This is a genomic window from Streptomyces sp. UC4497 (assembly GCF_054871485.1).
The window spans coordinates 1-19,512 of record NZ_JBTYHB010000040.1 but is presented as its reverse complement, the minus strand read 5'-3'; the positions used below and the strand labels follow the sequence as shown (position 1 = coordinate 19,512).

16 protein-coding genes are annotated in these 19,512 nt (G+C 67.7%); 8 read left to right on the top strand and 8 right to left on the bottom strand.

Going from position 1 to position 19,512, the window contains the following annotated elements; genetic code table 11:
• The first annotated feature begins 177 nt into the window (after positions 1-177).
• Positions 178-1,323 carry a Gfo/Idh/MocA family protein gene (locus ACYSUO_RS35595; protein WP_461780349.1) on the top strand — a complete coding sequence of 382 codons (1,146 nt, stop codon included), beginning with the start codon at positions 178-180 and terminating at the stop codon, positions 1,321-1,323.
• A gap of 65 nt (positions 1,324-1,388) precedes the next feature.
• On the opposite strand, the gene ACYSUO_RS35590 is transcribed toward ACYSUO_RS35595, so the two are convergent.
• The 4 genes from ACYSUO_RS35590 to ACYSUO_RS35575 all read right to left on the bottom strand — a co-directional run bounded on the left by ACYSUO_RS35590 (position 1,389) and on the right by ACYSUO_RS35575 (position 5,481).
• Complete coding sequence (locus tag ACYSUO_RS35590) at positions 1,389-2,201, bottom strand: SDR family NAD(P)-dependent oxidoreductase (protein ID WP_461780348.1); 813 nt, start codon at positions 2,199-2,201, stop codon at positions 1,389-1,391.
• Positions 2,146-3,156 carry an inositol 2-dehydrogenase gene (gene iolG, locus ACYSUO_RS35585; protein WP_461780347.1) on the bottom strand — a complete coding sequence of 337 codons (1,011 nt, stop codon included), beginning with the start codon at positions 3,154-3,156 and terminating at the stop codon, positions 2,146-2,148. The genes ACYSUO_RS35590 and iolG overlap by 56 nt, the downstream gene beginning before the upstream one ends.
• A 15-nt stretch (positions 3,157-3,171) precedes the next feature.
• Positions 3,172-3,912 carry a glucose 1-dehydrogenase gene (locus ACYSUO_RS35580; protein ID WP_461780346.1) on the bottom strand — a complete coding sequence of 247 codons (741 nt, stop codon included), beginning with the start codon at positions 3,910-3,912 and terminating at the stop codon, positions 3,172-3,174.
• Between the two features lie 75 nt (positions 3,913-3,987).
• Positions 3,988-5,481, bottom strand: coding sequence for an APC family permease (locus tag ACYSUO_RS35575; protein ID WP_461780345.1), 1,494 nt, complete (start codon positions 5,479-5,481; stop codon positions 3,988-3,990).
• Between the two features lie 263 nt (positions 5,482-5,744).
• Here ACYSUO_RS35575 and iolD point away from each other — a divergent pair, with 263 nt between their 5' ends.
• The 3 genes from iolD (at position 5,745) to ACYSUO_RS35560 (ending at position 9,707) form a co-directional block, all read left to right on the top strand.
• Positions 5,745-7,694 (top strand): 3D-(3,5/4)-trihydroxycyclohexane-1,2-dione acylhydrolase (decyclizing), encoded by a 1,950-nt coding sequence (iolD, locus tag ACYSUO_RS35570; RefSeq protein WP_461780344.1) that lies wholly within the window; start codon positions 5,745-5,747, stop codon positions 7,692-7,694.
• A 112-nt stretch (positions 7,695-7,806) separates the two neighbouring features.
• Entirely contained in the window at positions 7,807-9,162 is a 1,356-nt protein-coding gene (locus ACYSUO_RS35565) for an NAD-dependent succinate-semialdehyde dehydrogenase (protein WP_461780343.1), read from the top strand.
• 236 nt (positions 9,163-9,398) lie between these two features.
• Positions 9,399-9,707 carry an amino acid permease gene (locus tag ACYSUO_RS35560; RefSeq protein ID WP_461780342.1) on the top strand — a complete coding sequence of 103 codons (309 nt, stop codon included), beginning with the start codon at positions 9,399-9,401 and terminating at the stop codon, positions 9,705-9,707.
• 256 nt (positions 9,708-9,963) lie between these two features.
• On the opposite strand, the gene ACYSUO_RS35555 is transcribed toward ACYSUO_RS35560, so the two are convergent.
• The gene (locus ACYSUO_RS35555; RefSeq protein ID WP_461780341.1) at positions 9,964-10,827 is read right to left on the bottom strand and encodes a helix-turn-helix transcriptional regulator; all 864 of its coding nucleotides are present in this window, start codon (positions 10,825-10,827) and stop codon (positions 9,964-9,966) included.
• Between the two features lie 111 nt (positions 10,828-10,938).
• Here ACYSUO_RS35555 and ACYSUO_RS35550 point away from each other — a divergent pair, with 111 nt between their 5' ends.
• Together ACYSUO_RS35550 and ACYSUO_RS35545 are read left to right on the top strand one after the other, a co-directional pair.
• Complete coding sequence (locus ACYSUO_RS35550) at positions 10,939-12,681, top strand: AMP-binding protein (RefSeq protein ID WP_461780340.1); 1,743 nt, start codon at positions 10,939-10,941, stop codon at positions 12,679-12,681.
• Positions 12,682-12,749: 68 nt separating this feature from the next.
• A complete protein-coding gene (locus tag ACYSUO_RS35545) occupies positions 12,750-13,934 on the top strand; it encodes an acyl-CoA dehydrogenase family protein (protein WP_461780339.1) in 1,185 nt (394 codons plus the stop codon).
• Positions 13,935-14,009: 75 nt separating this feature from the next.
• On the opposite strand, the gene ACYSUO_RS35540 is transcribed toward ACYSUO_RS35545, so the two are convergent.
• The 3 genes from ACYSUO_RS35540 to ACYSUO_RS35530 are packed head-to-tail and all read right to left on the bottom strand — an operon-like array spanning position 14,010 to position 16,802.
• Positions 14,010-15,032 (bottom strand): zinc-dependent alcohol dehydrogenase, encoded by a 1,023-nt coding sequence (locus tag ACYSUO_RS35540; RefSeq protein WP_461780338.1) that lies wholly within the window; start codon positions 15,030-15,032, stop codon positions 14,010-14,012.
• 9 nt (positions 15,033-15,041) lie between these two features.
• Positions 15,042-15,902, bottom strand: a complete 861-nt coding sequence (locus tag ACYSUO_RS35535; protein ID WP_461780337.1) for a fumarylacetoacetate hydrolase family protein — start codon at positions 15,900-15,902, stop codon at positions 15,042-15,044.
• A gap of 54 nt (positions 15,903-15,956) precedes the next feature.
• Complete coding sequence (locus ACYSUO_RS35530) at positions 15,957-16,802, bottom strand: IclR family transcriptional regulator (RefSeq protein WP_461780336.1); 846 nt, start codon at positions 16,800-16,802, stop codon at positions 15,957-15,959.
• 49 nt (positions 16,803-16,851) lie between these two features.
• Here ACYSUO_RS35530 and ACYSUO_RS35525 point away from each other — a divergent pair, with 49 nt between their 5' ends.
• Positions 16,852-18,564, top strand: a complete 1,713-nt coding sequence (locus ACYSUO_RS35525; RefSeq protein ID WP_461780335.1) for an IlvD/Edd family dehydratase — start codon at positions 16,852-16,854, stop codon at positions 18,562-18,564.
• A gap of 20 nt (positions 18,565-18,584) precedes the next feature.
• Positions 18,585-19,268, top strand: a complete 684-nt coding sequence (locus ACYSUO_RS35520) for an SDR family NAD(P)-dependent oxidoreductase (RefSeq protein ID WP_422479642.1) — start codon at positions 18,585-18,587, stop codon at positions 19,266-19,268.
• The last annotated feature ends 244 nt before the right edge of the window (positions 19,269-19,512 follow it).

Below are 19,512 nucleotides of genomic sequence, written 5' to 3'. Positions count from 1 at the left end.
CAGCAGGACCGATGTGAGTCAGTACAGCAGCGCGGCGAGAGCCCCTGGTGTTCCAGATTGACACACCACTTCCCAGGTCGACGTTCCTAGGCTGACGTGCACGACGCCCCCAAGAAGGCCTGCCCGGGAGCGCCAGTTGGAACGTTCACGAGACCTGTGTCAGCCGAAGGAGTCGCTGTGAAGAGTCAAAACCGGGTCGGAGTCGGTCTCATCTCCGTCGGAGTGATGGGGCGGCTGCACGCGCGCTCCTACCTCCAGGCGCAGCAGTTCTTCCCCGAACTGCCTAAGGGGGCCGAACTTGTGATCGCCGCGGACCCGGATCCGAAGGGACGAGCCCACGCTACGGAAGCGCTCGGGTTCCGCGAGACGACGACCGACTACCGCGAACTTCTCGCGCATCCGGACGTGGACGTCGTGTCCATCTGCTCGCCCAACTTCCTGCACCACGAGATCGCGCTGGCGACCATCGAGGCGGGCAAGCACTTCTGGATCGAAAAGCCCATGGGCCGCAGTGCCCGTGAGTCCCGGGAGATCGCGGAGGGCGCGGCCGCGGCGGGACTCTTCACGGCGGTCGGATTCAATTACCGTCACGCTCCAGCGGTCGCCGAGGCGCGCCGACTGATCCGCTCCGGTGAGCTCGGTCGCATCACCAACCTGCAGCTCCGCATGATCACCAGTTACGCGTCCGATCCCAACCAGAGCTTTACCTGGCGGTACGAGCAGGCGCAGGCCGGCTCGGGGGTGCTCGGTGATGTTCTGAGTCACGGCTTTGACCTGGCGCAGTACCTCGTAGCTCCGATCACCTCGGTCAACGCGGTCACCGAGCGCTTCATCCCGAAGCGTCCATTGCCCGGAGGGGGGAATCGGGAGGTCGAGAACGAGGATTACGCCGCCATTCTCGCCCGCTTCGATGGAGGCGCCATCGGCATCCTGGAGTCGACACGTGTCGCCGTCGGCCCGCACGCCGAGTACATCATCGAGGTCTACGGCACCGAGGGTTCGCTGCGGTGGAACTTCGACCGTATGAACCAGCTCGAGGTGGCCGACAACGGCAGTGGCTACCGAACGATCATGACCGGCACATCGTTCGGAGACTTCGGACGCTTCCAGCCCAATGCCGGGCCCGGCATCGGGTTCAACGACCTCAAGACGATCGAGGCGGCGCTGTTCCTGCGCTCGGTGGCCGAGGGCAAGCAGCTCGCACCGTCGGCGGCCGACGGCTGGTCGGCCTCCGAGCTGGTGGATGTGTCCCTGCGTAGCGCTGACTCCGGCAAGTGGGTCGACGTCCCCGCCGTCGACGGAGCCACCACGACGCAGGCGTAGACACCCCAATAGCCGGAAGGGCCGGAGACCCACGGAGTCTCCGGCCCTTCCTTCTGTGCACCTCGTCAGGCGGCGGTGTAGGTCGCATCGACGACGATGTCGCTGCCGCTTACATACGACGACTCGTCAGAAGCGAGGAACACCACCGCGGCCGAAACCTCTGCCGGGCGAGCCCAGCGGCCGAAACGTGAGCTCTCGGGCGGAACAGCGGTGGGGTCGGACCGGAGGAGAGGGGTGTCGGTCTCCCCAGGGCAGACCGTATTCACCCGAATCCCATCCTCCGCGAGTTCGAGTGCGGCGGCCTTGGTCATGCCGCGCACCGCCCACTTCGACGCGACGTAACTGAAGTTGTCCTCGAAGCCGACCAGGCCCGAAGTCGATGAGATGTTGATGATCGACCCTCCGCCGGCTCTGCGCATCGGGCGGAGGACTGCCCGCATGCCAAGGAAGGTGCCCACCTGATTGATATCGGTCACGCGCCGGAAGTCCGCTTCGGTCACGGTCTCAACGCGGTGCGCGGCGGCGACACCGGCATTGTTGACGAGCGTGTCGAGCTTTCCGAACTTCTCACATGTGGCCGCGACGGCGTGCTCCCAATCGGAGGCGGATCTGACATCCCCGTGCAAGACCAGCAGGTGTTCTGCACCGAACTCCTCCGGGAGGGTGGACGATTCACCAGCACTAACGTCGAAAACGGCTACGTCGGCGCCCTCGCGGGCAAGGGCACGGGCGTGACTCAGCCCCATCCCCTGTGCGCCTCCGCTGACAAGCGCAACCTTGCCCCGCAGCCGTGCGGCAGGAAAGTACGTCACTTCGCCCGCCTCACTGCGCTTGAAGTTCGACTGCAGTGCCAGTTTCGGCCGATCGTTGTGCCGCATCGGCGATGAGCAAGGCCGCGCGGCCATCGTCGAAGGTCGGACTGGCTGAGTCCTCGCCGCGCACGAGCCCGATGAACGCTGCCAGTTCGAGCGCATACGCCTCGGCATACCGCTCCAGGAAGAAGTCGACGTAGGGCCGCTTCGTCTCGACCGCCGATGCGGAGGAGAGTCGCACCAGACTGGAGGGCGCGTTGCCGACCTCCAACATCCCCTTCGGGCCGAACGCTTCGAGGCGTTGGTCGTAACCAATGGCGCTGTGCCTCGAGTTCGTGATCGTGACGACGGCGCCGGACGCGGCGCGTAGGGTCACCACAGCCGTGTCGAAATCTCCGTGTTCGCGGGCGCCCGGGTCGAACAGCTGCGCTCCGGTCGCGCTCACCTCGACGATGTCACCGACGAAAAAGCGGGCCATGTCGAAGTCGTGGATGGTCATGTCCCGAAAGATGCCGCCCGAGACCTTGATGTATGCGGCCGGCGGGGGGCCGGGGTCCCGGCTGACGATCGCGAGCTGTTCCAGGTCGCCGATTTCTCCGGCCCGGACCCGGGCATGGACCTCCGCGAAGTCCGGGTCGAAGCGCTGGTTGAACCCCAGCGCGACAGGCACCTGGCTCGAGGCCACCTTGGGCCGCAGCGCGTCGACCCGGGCGATGTCGAGGTCGATCGGTTTCTCGCACAGCACGGGGAGCCCCGCATCTACGCATGCCTCGATCAGGTCCACATGGGTGGGGGTCGGCGATGCGATGACCACGGCGTCCAGTTGTCCGCAGCCTATGAGTTCCGCGGGAGAGTCCGTGACCTTGCCCCCGAAGCGGGCGGCCACGTCCGACGCGCCCTCGACCAAGGGATCTGCGACCCAGGACAGTTCAGACGCAGGGCTCGCGGCGATGCTCGCCGCGTGCACCTGCCCAATGCGTCCGGTACCGACGAGTCCGAACCGAAGGGGTTTCTGTGGCATGAAGCAACGACCTCTCTACTCTGCGGTGAACGCGCCGTCCACCACGATCTCGGAGCCGCTCATGTATGAGGACTCGCTTGACGCGAGGAAGACAACGGCTGCGGAGATCTCCTCGGGGCGGGCCCAGCGCTTGAAGGGGAGCGTTTCGGCCGGTGGCAGCGACCCCCCGGCGGAGCCGAGGTTTTCCCTGATCATCGGTGTGTCCGTGTCCCCAGGACACACCGCGTTGACGCGGATGCCGGAGCTGGCGAGTTCGAGTGCTGCGGCCTTGGTCATGCCGCGCACCGCCCACTTCGACGCGACGTAGGGAAAGATGTCGGTGAAGCCGACGAGGCCCGCGGTGGAGCAGATGTTCACGATGACTCCGCCCGACTCGCGCATGACTGGGATCACCGACTGCATGCCGAGGAAGGTGCCGACCTGATTGATGTCGATCACACGCCGGTAGTCCGCTTCGGAAACGGTCTCGAGGCGCTGAATCGGTGACACACCAGCGTTGTTCACCAGCACATCGAGCCCTCCGAAGTGACTCTGCGCGGCCGCCACGATGCGAGCCCAGTCGGTGGCGTTGGTGACATCTCCGTGCAAGAAGAGCAGCCGGTCTTCTCCGAGTTCCTTGACGAGCGCGGGCCCCTCGCCGTCGTTCACGTCGAACGAAACGACGCGGGCGCCCTCCTGGACGAGCGCGTGGGTATGGGCGACGCCCATACCTCTCGCACCACCACTGATGAGCACGACCTTGTCCTCGAGTCGCATCAAGAATCTCCCTGCCGAATTCGGTCGCTTCTGTTTGATGAGTCCGCAACGTGCTGCGGGGCGCCGGCCGTGCCGTTACTGCCGGCCGATCCTGGCGTAGACGTCCGGTCGACGAGTCCGAAGCGTTCTCGCACAGACCCAGCCGACGACGAACACCAGCGGAACCAGGACCGCGAGGACGGCAGACACGATCGGCCCGGCACCAATGAGCGCGTCGAGGTTCGACACGCTGAGCACGAAGACCGCGGAGATGCCGACCAGTCCCAAGATGGGCGCAGCTCGGGTCCGCCATGCCCCGCCTCGTGGGCCGTCGGCCGGATGCCGCCGGAAGTACATGATCACCGCGAGGCTCACGAGCCAGAGCAGCACCACGATGCCGACGGCGCCGATGCCGTTGGCACGGATGTAGACAGTGAAGGCATTGGAGCCGACTGCCTCGAAGCCAGTGACGGCCGCGATGACGAGCACCGCGAGGATTTCCATCCCTGTCACGAAGAAGGACGCCCGGTACGGCGAATGATGCTTTGGATGCGCCGTACCGAGTGAGGTGGAGAAGACACCATCCCGGCCGAAGGAGTACAGATAGCGTGCCACCGCGTTGTGCTGGGCGAGCAGTGTCGCGTACGTGGAGATGATGACCAGACCGTCTACCAAGCTCGGCATCACCGCCCCCACGTACTGCTTGGCAAGGTCACTGAACATCGTCGACACCTCGGCCCCTTGCTGCGCCTCCGCGATGCCCCTGGAGCCGAGGCCGGTGACCATGGCGATCGCTGCGAGGATGTAGAAGACGCCGATGACGAGCACCGCGACGTAGGTGGCCCGGGTGATGGTGTTGACCGGATCCTTGACCTCCTCGCGATAGATCGCCGACGACTCGAAGCCTCCGAAACAGAGGAAGGCGAACAGCACCGCCAGTCCGAATCCTCCGGTTGTCACGCCGTCGGAGGTGAACAGCTCGGTCGATACGCCATCAGGCCCTCCGTCGAAGAAGATGCGCAGGTTCACGATCAGCACGAGGAGGATCTCGATGCTGAGCGCGACGGCCAGGGTCTTCGCGGAGAATTCCACGTTTCCGTATGCCGATACGCCGGCGAGCGCCACCCCGGCCAACGCGAAGAGGTACCAGGGAAGAGACGGGACACCCAGGTCTTCGACGAAGAAGTGCCTCGCATAGAAGCCGAACGCGGCCCAGGTGGACAGCAGCAGCAGTGAGTAGGTGAACAACGCGACGAAGGCGCCTCCGAGGCCCAGATTCCTGCCCATGCCCGCGGTGATGTAGGCGTAGAAGGCGCCGGGCCGGTCGACATAGCGGGTCAGCGCGTTGTAGCCGACGGAGAACACAAGCACGATCATCATCGTGACGAGCAGGGCCGGAACGACCCCCACCCCCGCAAAGCCGGTCATGGACGGCAGCACGCCCACGATGACAAGCAGCGGGGCCGCCCAAGCAAGCACGGCGAATACGACGCTCCCGACACCGAGGCGCCCCTGAATACGCTGTGGCTGCGTGTCGCCGGGCCCCGACGTGTGTGGTGCGTCGCTCTGAGTGCTGGGACGCTCAGTCATACAGACTCCGTTCCTGGCCCGTTCGCCGGCGCACTGAGAGTCGCACCCCGTCCGGCCCTCCAGGTGTCTCGTTATGAGACATGTCGCGAGCAGGGCTTGGTCAGATTGGTGTCCGGTGGTGTGTCCCCGTGCGACGCCCGCCGAGACGCTCCGTGGTGTCGTGCCAAAGTGGCACAGTCCTGCCCCTTTGGGCGGTGGAACGCTGGCTCCTCGAACGCCTCGGCCGATCACGCCGGCGTTTGACCACGGAACGAGGAGAAGGCATGACTACCACCGCGGCCGTCGACACTGCAGCCGACGCCCCCAGCAAGAGCGTGCGTCGGCGCACCGTTGCGCAGGCGATCGTTGAGTATCTGCAGGTTCAGTACAGCGAACTCGATGGCGAGCGCCGTCGCCTGATCCCGGGGATGTACGGAATCTTCGGTCACGGCAATTCGGTCGGCGTGGCCCAGGGCATTGACGAGTACGGCGTCGATTTCCCGCACATTGCCGGTAAGAACGAGCAGTCGATGGTGCACGCGGCCATCGGGTACGCCAAGGCGACCAACCGGGCCGCGACCCTTGCCTGCACCGCATCCGCCGGCCCCGGCTCGACCAACATGATCAGTGGTGCCTCGACCGCGACCACGAATCGCCTGCCGGTCCTGCTGTTCCCTGCCGACATCATCAACAATCGCAAGGGCGACCCGGTGCTCCAGCAGATTGAGCACCCGGTGGAGCGTGATGTGTCGGCAAACGACGCCTTCCGGCCGGTGAGCCGGTACTTCGACCGCATCACCACGCCCTCTCAGCTGCTGGTGACCCTGCCCGAGGCGCTGCGGGTCCTGACCGACCCGGTCGATACCGGAGCGGTCGTCGTCTGCCTGCCGCAGGACATCCAAGGTGAGGCCTACGACTTCCCCGAGGAGTTCTTCACCCCGCGTGTCTGGCCCATCCGCCGCAGGCCGGCGGCGCAGGAGGAGATCCGGGACGCGATCGAGATCATCCGCCGCGCGCAGCGACCGGTCTTCATCGCCGGCGGCGGTGTGCGCTACTCGGACGCGGCCGATGAACTCGCCAGGCTCAGCGCCGACTTCGGTATTCCCGTTGTGGAGACCTACGCCGGCAAGGGAATGGGACCGAACTCGGAGCTCGGCCTCGGCGGGCTCGGCGTCGACGGCACGATCGGGGCCAACCGGATCGCGGGGCGGGCGGACTGCGTGATCAGTGTCGGCTCCCGGCTGCAGGACTTCATCACCGCATCGCACTCCCTGTTCGAGAACCCTGACGTCCAGCTGGTGCACTTCAACGTCAGCTCTTTCGACGCGCACAAGATGGGCTCCTATCCCGTGGTCGGTGACGCGAAGCTGTCGCTCACCGCACTGCACGAGGGCCTGACCGACGCCGCGTACCAGAGTGTCGCGGGCTACCGCGACGAGATCGCTGCCGCGCGCCAGGCCACGGCCGATGTGCTCGAGCAGGACCTGGAGTACATCGCTGGCGAGAACATGAGCCAGGCACAGGTGATCGACGTGCTCAACAAGCACACGGGCGCCGACGACGCCCTCGTGCTCGGTTCCGGTGGTGTGGTCGGGGGCGTCCACAAGGCGTGGGACACCTCGAACGGCACCAAGGTCCTCTCCGAGTACGCCAACTCCTGCATGGGTCACGAGCTGCCGGCCGGTCTCGGCTATCGGCTGGCCACGCCGGACGCGCCGGGTGATGTCTTCGTCCTGATCGGCGACGGGACGTACTACATGCAGCCGACCGAGCTCATCACCGCAGTTCAGGAGCACCAGAAGATCACCGTCGTGATCATCGACAACAGCGGGCACCAGTGCATCTGGCCGCTGCAGGTCGCCAAGGGCGGCCACGAGTTCGGCACTCAGCTGCGTGAGCGGAGCGCCGAGACCGGACGTCTCGACGGAGCCGTCGTGCCCGTCGACATCGCCGCGAACGCGGCCAGCTTCGGCGCGGTCTCCTGGTCGACCAACACGATCGAGGAGTTCAAGTCGGCCCTCGAGGAAGCCCGCGAGGTCGAGAACCGTCCCGCCGTCGTGGTGGCCCACGTGGAGCCGTGGCGGTACCTCACGGGCAACGGCGCCTTCTGGGACGTCGGCGCCGCGATGACGTCGGAGCGCCCCGAGACCGTGGAAGGCGGCACGAAGCATCGCGAGGCTCGTGAGCGCCAGCGCTACTACGGCCCGACGATCGCTCCCGGCCGCGGGGTCTGACCGGAATCCCGGCGCACACACACCTCGGCTGTCCCGCGGCCTTCCGTCGCGGGACAGCCGTTTCTTCCGGCACACCATCTCCCATGAGCCAAGAAGGCAAGGAGGAAGACCGATGAGCACATTCGCCGTCACCGACCCGTCCACGGGCGAGATCGCCGCCGAATACCCCACGGCGACCGCGGAGGAGATCGAGGCCGCCCTCGTCGCCACCCACGACGTGTACCAAACGTGGTCCCGCCGAACCACGGTGCGCGAGCGCGCCGCTCTCGCGCGGCGCCTCTCCGAGCTCTTCAGCGAGCGCCAGGACGAGCTCGCGAAGATCATCAACCGCGAGATGGGCAAGCCGATCCCGCAGGGGATCGGCGAAGTCCAGTTCGCAGCCAAGATCACTGCTGCCTTCGCCGACAACGCCGAAAGGTGGCTCGCCGACGAGCCGCTCGAGGTCGCCGACGGCCTGCGCAGCTTCTTCCGCTACCAGGGGACCGGAGTGATCCTCGGGGTCATGCCGTGGAACTACCCGTACTACCAGGTCGTGCGATTCGCGGTGCCGAATCTGATCCTTGGCAACACGGTGGTCCTGCGCCACGCCGCTCAGTGCCCGGAGTCCGCACTCGCGCTGCAGCAGCTGTTCCGCGATGCCGGCTTCCCCGAGGGTGCGTACGTCAATGTGTTCTCGACTCATCAGCAGGTCGCCGACATCATCGCCGACGATCGCGTGCAGGGAGTGTCACTCACCGGCTCCGAACGTGCCGGTGCGATCGTCGCCGAGCAGGCCGGTCGTGCGCTGAAGAAGTGCGTGCTCGAGCTCGGCGGGTCCGACGTGTTCCTGGTGCTCGACACGGCTGACGTCGACCACGCGGTCAAGCATGCGGTGGCGGGGCGCATGGACAATACCGGGCAGAGCTGTATCGGCTCGAAGCGCATCGTCGTCATCGACCGGCACTTCGACGAGTTCGCGGCGAAGTTCACCGCCGCGATGGGTGCCCAGTCGTACGAGAACGGCGATTACGGACCGCTGTCGTCCGACTCCGCGACCAAGACGCTGACGGGCCAGGTGCAGGGAGCCCTTGACCAGGGTGCCACGCTCCTTGTCGGCGACAACCAGCCCAGGGGCAACGTCTACACGCCGAGTGTCATCGGCGATATCACGCCGGACATGGACGTCTACAGCGAGGAGCTGTTCGGCCCGGTGGCGCAGCTCTACCGGGTCTCCAGCGATGAGGAGGCCATCGAGCTCGCCAACTCCTCGCCCTACGGCCTCAGCTCGGTTGTGATCTGCGATGACCTGGAGCGCGCCGAGCGCGTCGGTGACCAGCTCGACGTCGGCATGGTGTTCGTCAACGCCGGCCTCCTCGGAGGCCCGGACGTGCCCTTCGGCGGTGTCAAGAAGTCGGGCTACGGCCGCGAGATGGGCAAGGTCGGCATGCTCGAGTTCGCCAACAAGAAGCTCTACCGCTTCGCGAAGTAGAAGGCAGTACTCCTCTGGGGAGGTCCGGGATCGTCGACCGGGCCTCTCCGCCCCTCTCGCCACCATTGATGCCTCGCGTGGTAACCGGCGTAGGCGCTGGGTCGTGTTCCTCGTGGCCTGATCGGGAACACCTCAGCGCCGAGGTCCTCAGCACTTTGCTCGTTGCCGCTGTCCACCTCGATGAGGCACGGGATCCTGACCGGACGATCCCCCGCTGGGGCGGCAAGGTAGTCGAGGTGGCGGGCTCCAGCGTTCAGACCGGCGACATGTACCAGCGCACTGCGGAGCGTTACGTCCGCACCTGGGTCGGTCTCGCGGTGAGTGCGCTCCTGGTTACGAGCCTGCTCGGCTGCGTCCTGTCTTTCCACAACGTGGTATCGCGGTACCTCTTTACCGATGCGTGCGGCGGTACTGTTCCGTCCCTGCTCGGCCGACAGAACCTGCGGCACCGCACCCCGGTGCCGGCCTCTACCCTCCTGGTGATCTTCCTCCTGGTCGTGACCAACTTCCCTGTGTCGGTCGGCGAAGCCGACGCCCACGGCTGATCGTCGGCCGGACCGGTGAGCGCGACGATCCTGGATACCGTCTGCGGCTGCGAGCTGCTCGGTATCTGAACGACACGACTCCCTGCCTACCTGGGCATACGGCCCGGGTGGGGTGTAGATGGCGGTCTACATGGGCACCGCCGGTACCGGCCCCAACCCGTTCGATGAGCGATACATGGACATCCGAGATGCGCTGCCGCCTGCTGAGAGGTTCAACGTGCTCAGCAGGCGGCAGGCAGGGGCCGTGCTCCGGTTGTCAGGGCAGCAGACCGCGGCGGCGCGCTGTGACGACCGCCTCCAGCCGCGTATGGGCGTCGAGCTTGCGCATCGCGCTGCGCAGGTAGGCCTTCACGGTCTCGGGACGCAGGGAGAGCCGCGACGCCGCGTCGGCGTTGCTGCATCCGAGGGCGACTTGGGCCAGGACGTCGGTCTCGCGGGGTGACAGTGGTGCATGAGTGGCCAGCCCCTGCACCGCGCCGAGTCCGGCCAAACGCCTTGTCGCGTCCATGAGCTGCTCGCGCAGAGTGTCGTTGTGCACAGTCTGGGCGAGGGCCCGGAGATCGGCGTGCAGTGCGCGGATCTCCTCGGTGGCGCTGCGGCTCATACCTCGGTCAGCATCGGTCTGCGCGGTCAGGCGCAGCTGTACGCGGCGGTCCACCTCGTCCCGCAGGGCGAGTTCGCCCGCCAGTTGGCGCGAGGCGCCGACCATCACATCGGTCGCGCGCTCACCGACCGAGGTCACGCCGCGCGCCGCGCCGTACAGAACGCCGCGTACCGAACCCGACACGACGACGGGAACGGCAACGACAGAGCGGATGCCTTCCGCGAGCACGGGTGTGTCGTAGTCATGGGTGATGGAGTCGTCCGCCCCGTAATCCGCCACGGTGGTAGGGCGGCGTTCCACGATGACCTGCCCGCCCAGGCCGGTTGAGGCCGCGACGGCGAGTCCGCGCAGGCCTGCCGTGCGAACTCCCAAGTGCTCCGTCAGGCGCAGGACGTCTCCCCGGACGGGGCCGCCGAACGTGATCGGGATGTCCGAGCGCCGCTGGACGAGGCGCAGTGCCTGCCGGATGGCGTCTCCGTCGTCGGGGCGCATGGACACATCTGAAACGGGCTGCATTGCCACTGCCCCTTTCCGGGGGTAGTCGGCCATCCATGTGACCCGGAGCATAAGTCGCCGTAACCCCACAGCAAAGAGTCGACCGGCAATGCCGCCGGAAAGGGGATGACCATGACCAACACCGGCCGATCAACCGGGCAATCCAAAGAGCAACACCACGGGCGATCCGAGCTCTCGTCTTCTGTTGGGCCAAAGGGAGCCGGCGTCTCGGCGACCGCGTCGGTCCGCGTCCAAGAGCTCCTCTCCCGCTTCGGCTCCCCAGAGGCGTGCGCCGCGGAGCTGCTGTGCGACCTGCACCCCGCCGACGACGTGGCCTTCACCGTCATCGAGGCGGATCTGTCCGCCCGCGACCTCACTTTCGGCGAGCTCCGTCGCGACTCGGCACGCTTCGCCGCCGCCCTGGCCGGCATCGGTGTTGGCCCCGGCGAAGCCGTGGCCGTGCTGATGGGCAAGTCGGCCGACCTGATCGTGGCGCTGTTGGGTATCTGGCGCCGCGGGGCCGTGCACGTGCCGCTGTTCACTGCCTTCGCCCCGCCGGCCATCGCGCTGAGGCTCACCGCCAGCGCTGCAAAGGCTGTTGTCGTCGACGCCGACCAGCGGGACAAGCTCGTGCCTGGTGAGGACATGCCTGCCGATGCCCCCTGGCAGATCGTGGTCGCTGGCGGACAACCGGCCGAAGGCGAGCTGTCGTTCGGCCGCCTGCTCGGTGCGTATCGCGGGGACGAGCCCGAGGGCCGGGCGGTCGCGCTCGGTGGGAACGCGGTTCTGGTCCAGCTGTTCACCTCCGGGACCACCGGGACGCCGAAGAGCGTGCCCGTTCCTGTGAAGGCGCTGGCCTCGTTCCAGGCGTACCTGGAGTACGGCCTTGACGTGCGGCGCGACGACGTGTTCTGGAACGCCGCCGATCCCGGCTGGGCCTATGGGCTGTACTACGCGATCCTCGGCCCGTTGGCCGCGGGACGACGCAGCCTGTTGCTGCACTCTGGCTTCTCCGCGCCCCTGACGTGGCAGGTGATGCGCGAGTTCGGTGTCACGAACTTCACCGCGGCCCCCACCGTCTACCGCAGCCTGCGCAGCGCCCCCGAGCCCGTGCCGGACGGGGTGCGACTGCGCATCGCCTCTTCCGCCGGCGAGCCACTCACCCCCGAGGTCATCACATGGGCCGAGCAGACGCTCGGTGTCCCGGTGCGCGACCACTACGGGCAGACCGAACACGGGATGGTCATCGTCAACGGGTGGGCCGAGGACGTACGTTCGGCAGTCCGGCCGGGGTCGATGGGCCGGCCTCTGCCGGGCTGGTCGGCCGAGATCCTGTACGACGCACGGGACGAGCCTGCCCCTGCGGGAACTGCGGGCCGCGTCGCGATCAGGGCCGAGGACAGTCCGCTGATGTGGTTCTCCGGATACACCGGCGCCCCGGAGAAGACCGCGGAACGCTTCACCGGAGACGGCCGGTGGTACCTCACCGGCGACGCCGGAACTCGCGACGAGGAGGGCTACTTCTACTTCTCCGCCCGTGACGACGACGTCATCATCATGGCCGGGTACCGCATCGGCCCCTTCGATGTCGAGAGCGTGCTGCTGCAGCACGAGCTGGTGACCGATGTCGCGGTCGTCGGGGTGCCGGATGAGTTGCGCGGGGAGGTACTCGAAGCCTTTGTGGTCCTGCGTCCTGGAGCGGACGGAGACGACCAACTTGCCGATGAACTAAAGAAGCTGGTGAAGTCACGGTTCGCCGCCCACGCCTACCCGCGTACCGTCCACTTCGCCGACCAGCTGCCGAAGACCCCCAGCGGGAAGATCCAGCGATACGTCCTGCGCAAGCAGCGTCGTGACGAACTGAACGGCCACTGACCCAACCTGTCCGTCCTGCTCGCCTCCGTCACCCCGTCCCCGCACGAGCCATCCGGAGAACGATGTCCATGCCCGTTTCACGCCTGCTGCCGACCGAAGAGTCGGCGGGGCTCCTCGACCTGACACGCGAGATCGCCGAGCGTCACTTGGCCCCGCGCGCCGCCGAGCATGAAGCGGCGGAACGCTTCCCCCGCGAGGTGTTCCGCACGCTCGGCCGGTCCGGTCTTCTTGGCCTGCCGTACCCCGTCGAGTTCGGCGGTGGCGGTCAGCCCTACGAGGTGTATCTGCAGGTCGTCGAGGAGCTCGCGGCCCGCTGGGCGAGCGTCGCCGTCGGTGTCAGCGTGCATACGCTGTCGTGCTTCCCGCTGGCCACGTTCGGCACCGACACCCAACGTGAGAGCCTGCTGCCGGAGTTGCTGGCCGGTGACCTGCTCGGTGCCTACTGTCTGTCCGAGCCGCATGCGGGATCGGATCCGGCCGCCATGACCAGTCGGGCCGTGCTCAACGGTGACACGTACCTGATGCGCGGCACCAAGGCATGGACGACACACGGCGGATACGCGGACTTCTACACGGTGATGGCACGCACCTCCGACGACCGGGGTCGCGGCATCTCTTGCTTCCACGTGCCTGCCGACGTATCAGGCATCGAGGCTGATCCGCCGGAGCGCAAGATGGGACTGACAGGGTCGGCGACCGCAACCATGCGCTTCGATGACGTCCGGGTGCCGGACGACCGGCTCATTGGAGCGGAGGGCCAGGGGCTCGCCATCGCGCTCGCGGGCCTGGACGCCGGCCGCCTGGGCATCGCCGCGGTCGCCGTCGGGCTGGCCCAGGGGGCGTTGGACGAAGCGCTCGCCTACGCCCAACAGCGCGAGACCTTTGGCCGCAAGATCATCGACCACCAGGCGATCGCTTTCCTGCTCGCCGACATGGAGGCAGCGATTGTCTCCGCACGGGCGACCGTGCTGGCCGCGGCGCGACGCAAGGACGCCGGACTGCCGTACGGCCGACAGGCCAGCATCGCCAAGCTCATCGCGACCGACGCGGCGATGCGGGTCACCACGGACGCGGTGCAGATCTTCGGGGGAGCCGGCTACTCCCGGGACTTTCCAGTGGAGCGCTACATGCGGGAGGCCAAGGTCATGCAGATCTTCGAAGGCACCAACCAGATCCAGCGCATGGTCATCAGCCGCGACCTCGCCCGCGGAACCGTCGGACCCGCCAGTCATGTCCTGCCGGCCTCCTGCTGACAGGCCGTATCCCACTCGGTGATCGTCACCGTCCGCGGTCTTCCTGGACCACCGTCCGGAACGCCGTCGCCTCGTTCACCTCTCGATCAGGCGCGGGTCGACATGGATCTTGGGTCCGGCGCCGGCGCCTGCGGGGCGTTCGCCGACGAGCACCGGGCCGATCTGCTCCAGACCCACGGTCGCCCCCACCAGGGATCTGGGGTCCACGGACCTGTCCGCGTACGCCGCGATGGTCGCATCGAGGGCGGGGGAGGCGGAGAGGACACCGACGGCGGTGACGTCCTTGAGGGCGAGTGTGCGGGTGTCGATGTGGCTCGGTTCAGGGGCCAGACCTATGTAGACGACCCGGCCGCCCGGCTCGACCAGGTCCAGGGCCAGAGCCGGTAGTGGGGTGGCATTGGAGGCGTCGACGACAGCCTCGAACGGGAGATCCGGGACGGCGGCATGTCGCCAGAGGTGCTCGAAGCCGAGGCTGCCAGCGAAGTCCAGCGAGCTCTGTGTCTCACCCACGAGGTGCACCTCGGCGCCCAGGGATCGTGCGAACATCGCGGTGAGGAGTCCGATGGTGCCCGGGCCGAGGACCAGTACCCGTTCGCCTCGGTCTCGAACCGCCGCCTGCGCCGCGCGCAGGGCGTTTCCACCCGGTTCCACCAGGGCGCCGAGCGTGGCGTCGATGGAGGCGGGCAGGGTGTGCAACGAGGTTGCCGGTACGGAGACTTGCTCGGCCAGGGCGCCCGGCCGGGGCCCACGGACGCCGAGCTCGTCACGCTGCTCGCACAGGTGCTGCCGGCCGTGTGTGCAGCGGTGGCATGTCCCGCAGCCGAGCATGGTGTCCCCCGTGACGCGCCGCCCCAGCCAACCGGCGTCGACGCCCGGGCCGACGGACACCACGCGGCCGGACCATTCGTGGCCCGGCCGCAGCGGGTGGGCGGCCAGTCCCTGGTGCAGGTAGGCCATCTCGCCCGTGAACAGCTCGACATCGGTGCCGCACACGCCGACTCGTTCCACATCGACGACTACTTCACCGGGTGCCGCGATGGGCTTCTGCAGGTCCTGGACCTCGTATGTGCCGGGGCCCGTGACGACGAATGCGCGCATGGTGCGCGCTCACCGGGGCCCGACGACGTGCTGGAGCTGTGTACCGAGTCCGCTGATGCCCAGCTCCATCACGTCACCGGGCCCGAGCCAGATGGGCGGGGTGAAGCCCATGCCGACGCCGGGCGGGGTGCCGGTGTTGATGAGGTCACCGGGTTCCAGGACCATGAACTGGCTCAGATGGTGCACGATGACGTACGGGTCGAAGATCATTGTTTTGGTGTTGCCGTCCTGGCGGCGTACTCCATTGACGTCGAGCCACATGTCGAGCGCGAGAACGTCGTCGATTTCGTCGGTCGTCGCCAGCCAGGGGCCCGCGGGGTTGAAGGTCTCGGCGGACTTGCCCTTGGCCCACTGTCCGCCGCGCTCCAGCTGGAAAGCGCGTTCGCTGACGTCGTTGACGACCAGATATCCGGCGATGGCATCACGCGCGTCGTCAATCGATTCGAGGTAGCTGGTGCGCCGGCCGATGACGATGCCGAGCTCGACCTCCCAGTCGGGTTTGGTTGAGCCGCGGGGGATACGCACGTCGTCATTGGGGCCGACGAGGGTGTTGGGCGACTTGGTGAACAGGATCGGTTCGTCCGGCACAGCCATGCCGGATTCGGCCGCGTGGTCGCGGTAGTTGAGTCCGATGCAGAGGATCTGGTGCGGGCGGGCGATGGGGGCGCCGGTGCGTTCCCCGGCGAAGCGTGATACCTGGCCCGCTGCTGCGCGCTCGGTCACGAGGGGGCGGATGCGGTCGAGGCCGCCGGTGCCGAAGAACGACTCGTCGAAGTCGGAGACGACGTCGGAGAGGTCTACGTAGGTGTTGTCGTCGATGCGGGCGACGGGCTTCTCGGCGCCGACGGAACCGATGCGCATGAGATACAACGGGCTCAGTCTCCAAGGTAGGCGGGCAGTTCAGCGGTGTGAGCGTCGATGCGGTCAGGCGAGGGGGGTGCCCAACGGGCCGAGCAGGGTGCGGATTTCGTCGTACGCGTCGACCAGCGTGGTCAGTGGGGTGCGGTAGGCCAGTGCGCTCACGCTCACCGCCCCCGATGGTGCCGTCGCCGACGTTGCGTACACGGGCAGCGCGATGCAGTTGACGCCGGGCTCGTTCTCCTGGTCGTCGACGGCGTAGCCGCGCTCGCGTGTGGCCTGGAATTCATGGTGCAGGTCGGTGGTGGTGCAGTGGGTCCGCGGCGTGCGGCGCTCCAGTGGGTCGTCGTCGATCCATGCCTCGACGTCGGCGAGGGACTTCAACTCGTATGCGAGCAGCAGCTTTCCGACGCCGGTGGCATGGGCGGGGTTGCGGCCGCCGACCGTGGAGGTCAGGCGTACGGCGCCGGTGGGCGGGTCGACCTTGGCGCGGTAGACCACTTCGTGGCCGTCCAGAACCGCGTAGTGCACGGTCTCGTTGAACCGCTCGGCCAGCGCCTCCAGAACAGGGCGTACGCGGACGTGTTCGGGGCGGGCCTCATGGTGCGCGAAAGCCATGCGCAGAAACTCGTCCCCGAGTAGGTAGCGCCCTTGAGCGTCCTGGTCGGCGAGCCCGGCTCGGCGCAATGACTGCAGGGCGCGGTGCACGGTCGGCTTCGGGCTGGCGATCACCCGGGTCAGCTCCTCAAGGCCTACACCGTCGGGGTGGCGCGCGAGTTCCTTGAGGACTGCGAGTACTCGGTCGGATCCCACAAGTCCCTTGCCCGCACGCTTGGTTGAGCCCTCCTCCGGGCTCTCGATCTTCTTGCCGCCGGGGGCTTTCGGTCCGTCGAACGTCTGCGTATTGTCCATGGCATTCCAGAGATTAGACCGTCGTATCGACTATTGGAAAGAGTCGCGTGTGAAGCTCCGAAGCTCACAGTGGTACGCGGGTCACGATCGCAACGCCTACATCCACCGGGCCTGGATGCGTCGCGGCGTTCCGGACGATGCCTTCACGGGCCGCCCCCAGATCGCCATCGCCAACACCGCCTCCGACCTGACCCCCTGCAACGCCCATCTGAACGAGGTCGCCGCCTCCGTCCGCCATGGTGTGTACGAGGCGGGCGGCATCCCGCTCGACCTGCCCTTGGTGTCCCTGGGGGAGACCCAGATGCGGCCCACCGCCATGCTGTGGCGGAACATGGCCGCGATGGCCACCGAGGAGTTGCTGCGGGCCAACCCCCTTGACGGAGTGGTCCTGTTGGGCGGCTGCGACAAGACGATTCCCTCGCTTTTGATGGGCGCCGCCTCGGTCGACCTGCCCGCCGTCGTCGTCCCCGGCGGCCCCATGCTCACCGGCACCTTCCGCGGCAGGCCGCTCGGCTGCGGCACCGATGTGTGGAAACTGTCCGAGGAGGTGCGCGGTGGCACCCTCAGCCAGGACGACTTCACCCGCTCCGAGTCCGCGATGATCCGCAGCCGCGGCCACTGCAACACCATGGGCACTGCCTCCACCATGGCCCTGGTCGCCGAGGCCCTCGGCGCCGTCGTTCCCGGCACCGCCGGAACCCCCGCTCCCGACAGCCGCCTGCTCAAGGCCGCCCACGACTCCGGGCGCCTCGCCGTCGAGATGGTCGCCTCCGACCGCCGCCCCGGCACGTTCCTGACCAGGTCCTCCTTCCACAACGCGATCGTGGCGCTCGCCGCCGTCGGCGGCTCCACCAACGCCGTCGTCCACCTCCTCGCCATTGCCGGACGCCTCGGCATCGACCTCACCCTCGACGACTTCGACCGCATCGGCTCCCGCGTCCCCGTCCTCGTCGATCTCCAGCCGGCCGGCCGGTTCCTGATGGAGGACTTCCACCGCGCCGGCGGCCTCCTCGCCGTACTGCGCGAGGTGAGCGACCTGCTCGATCCCGACGCGCTCACCGTCACCGGCAAGCCCTTGGTCAACTACCTTCAGGACGCGCCTGTTTGGGACCCCGAGGTGATCCGCACCCGCGTACAGCCCCTCGTCGCTGAAGGCGGCATCGCCGTCCTGCGCGGCAACCTCGCCCCCGACGGCGCCCTCATCAAACCCGCCGCGGCCTCCCCGCACCTGCTCCAACACCGCGGCCGCGCTCTCGTCTTCGACTCCATCGAGGACTTCCACGCCCGCATCGACGACCCCGACCTGGACGTCGACGCCGACTCTGTCCTCGTGCTGCGCGGCTGCGGCCCCAAGGGCTACCCCGGCATGCCGGAGGTCTCCAACATGCCGCTGCCGAAGAAGCTGTTGGAGCAGGGCATACGGGACATGGTGCGGGTCTGCGACGGCCGCATGAGCGGCACCGCGTACGGGACGGTGGTGCTGCACGTGGCGCCCGAGGCGGCCGCCGGCGGGCCGCTCGCCCTCGTCCGCACCGGCGACACCGTCACCCTCGACGTAGCGGCCCGCCGCATCGACATCGACGTACCCGACGACGAACTCGCCCGCCGCACCCCGAACAAGACCACCCTCGACGGCTTCGCCGCCCCGGGCCGCGGCTGGGAACGCCTCTACGTCGACCACGTCCAACAGGCCGACACCGGCGCCGACCTCGACTTCCTCACCGGCTCCAGCGGCTCCGCCGTCAGCCGTGAATCCCACTGACCAATCACAGGAGGCGCACGATGACAACCTCTGCCCGGACCGCCCTGGTCACCGGCGGCGCCAGCGGCCTTGGCGCTGCCGCCGCCGAACGCCTGCGGGCCGACGGCGTTCAGGTGACCACGCTCGATCTCGCAGGTGCCGACGTCGAGGCGGACGTGACCGACGGGCCGACGCTGCATCAACTGGCCGCCGACATCGGCCCATTCGACATCCTGGTGAACTCCGCCGGCATCGTCGGGCCGAACGCCCCGCTGCTCGACACCACGTCCGAGCAGTGGCGAGGTGTCTTCGACGTCAATGTCATCGGCACCGTGAACACTATGCGGGCCTTCGTGCCCGGCATGCGGGTGCGGAGCTGGGGTCGCGTCGTCAACTTCGCCAGCATGGCCGGCAAGGACGGTAACCCCAACCTCTCGATCTACTCCGCCTCCAAGGCGGCCGTGATCGCGCTGACCAAGTCCGCAGGCAAGGAACTGGCCACCAGCGGTGTCCTCGTGAACGTCATCGCCCCCGCGGTCATCGCCACTCCCATGAACGACTCCACCGCCGCCGACGTCCTTGCCCACATCACCGGGCTCATCCCGATGAGGCGTATCGGACGCCCGGAAGAGGTGGCAGAGCTGGTCGCCTTCCTCGCGTCCGAGCGCGTCAGCTTCTCCACCGGAGCCGTCTATGACATCAGCGGGGGACGGGCGACCTACTGACGGACTTCGGTCACGGCCATGCCGTCCATGTCTCGACGCGTTGCGGAGTCGGGGCGTCACATTGCAGTGAGAGCGAGGGGGTGGGGCCCGGCCCCCCGGGGCGTTGCCCCCCCCCCCCCCCACCCCCCCGGGGGGGGGTTGGGGCCGCCGGCGAACCCCCCCCGGGGCGCGGGGGGGGGGGGGGCAGGCCCGGCCGGTAACAAACCCAGGGCGGGGGGGGTGCGGGGGGGGGGGACACACCCCA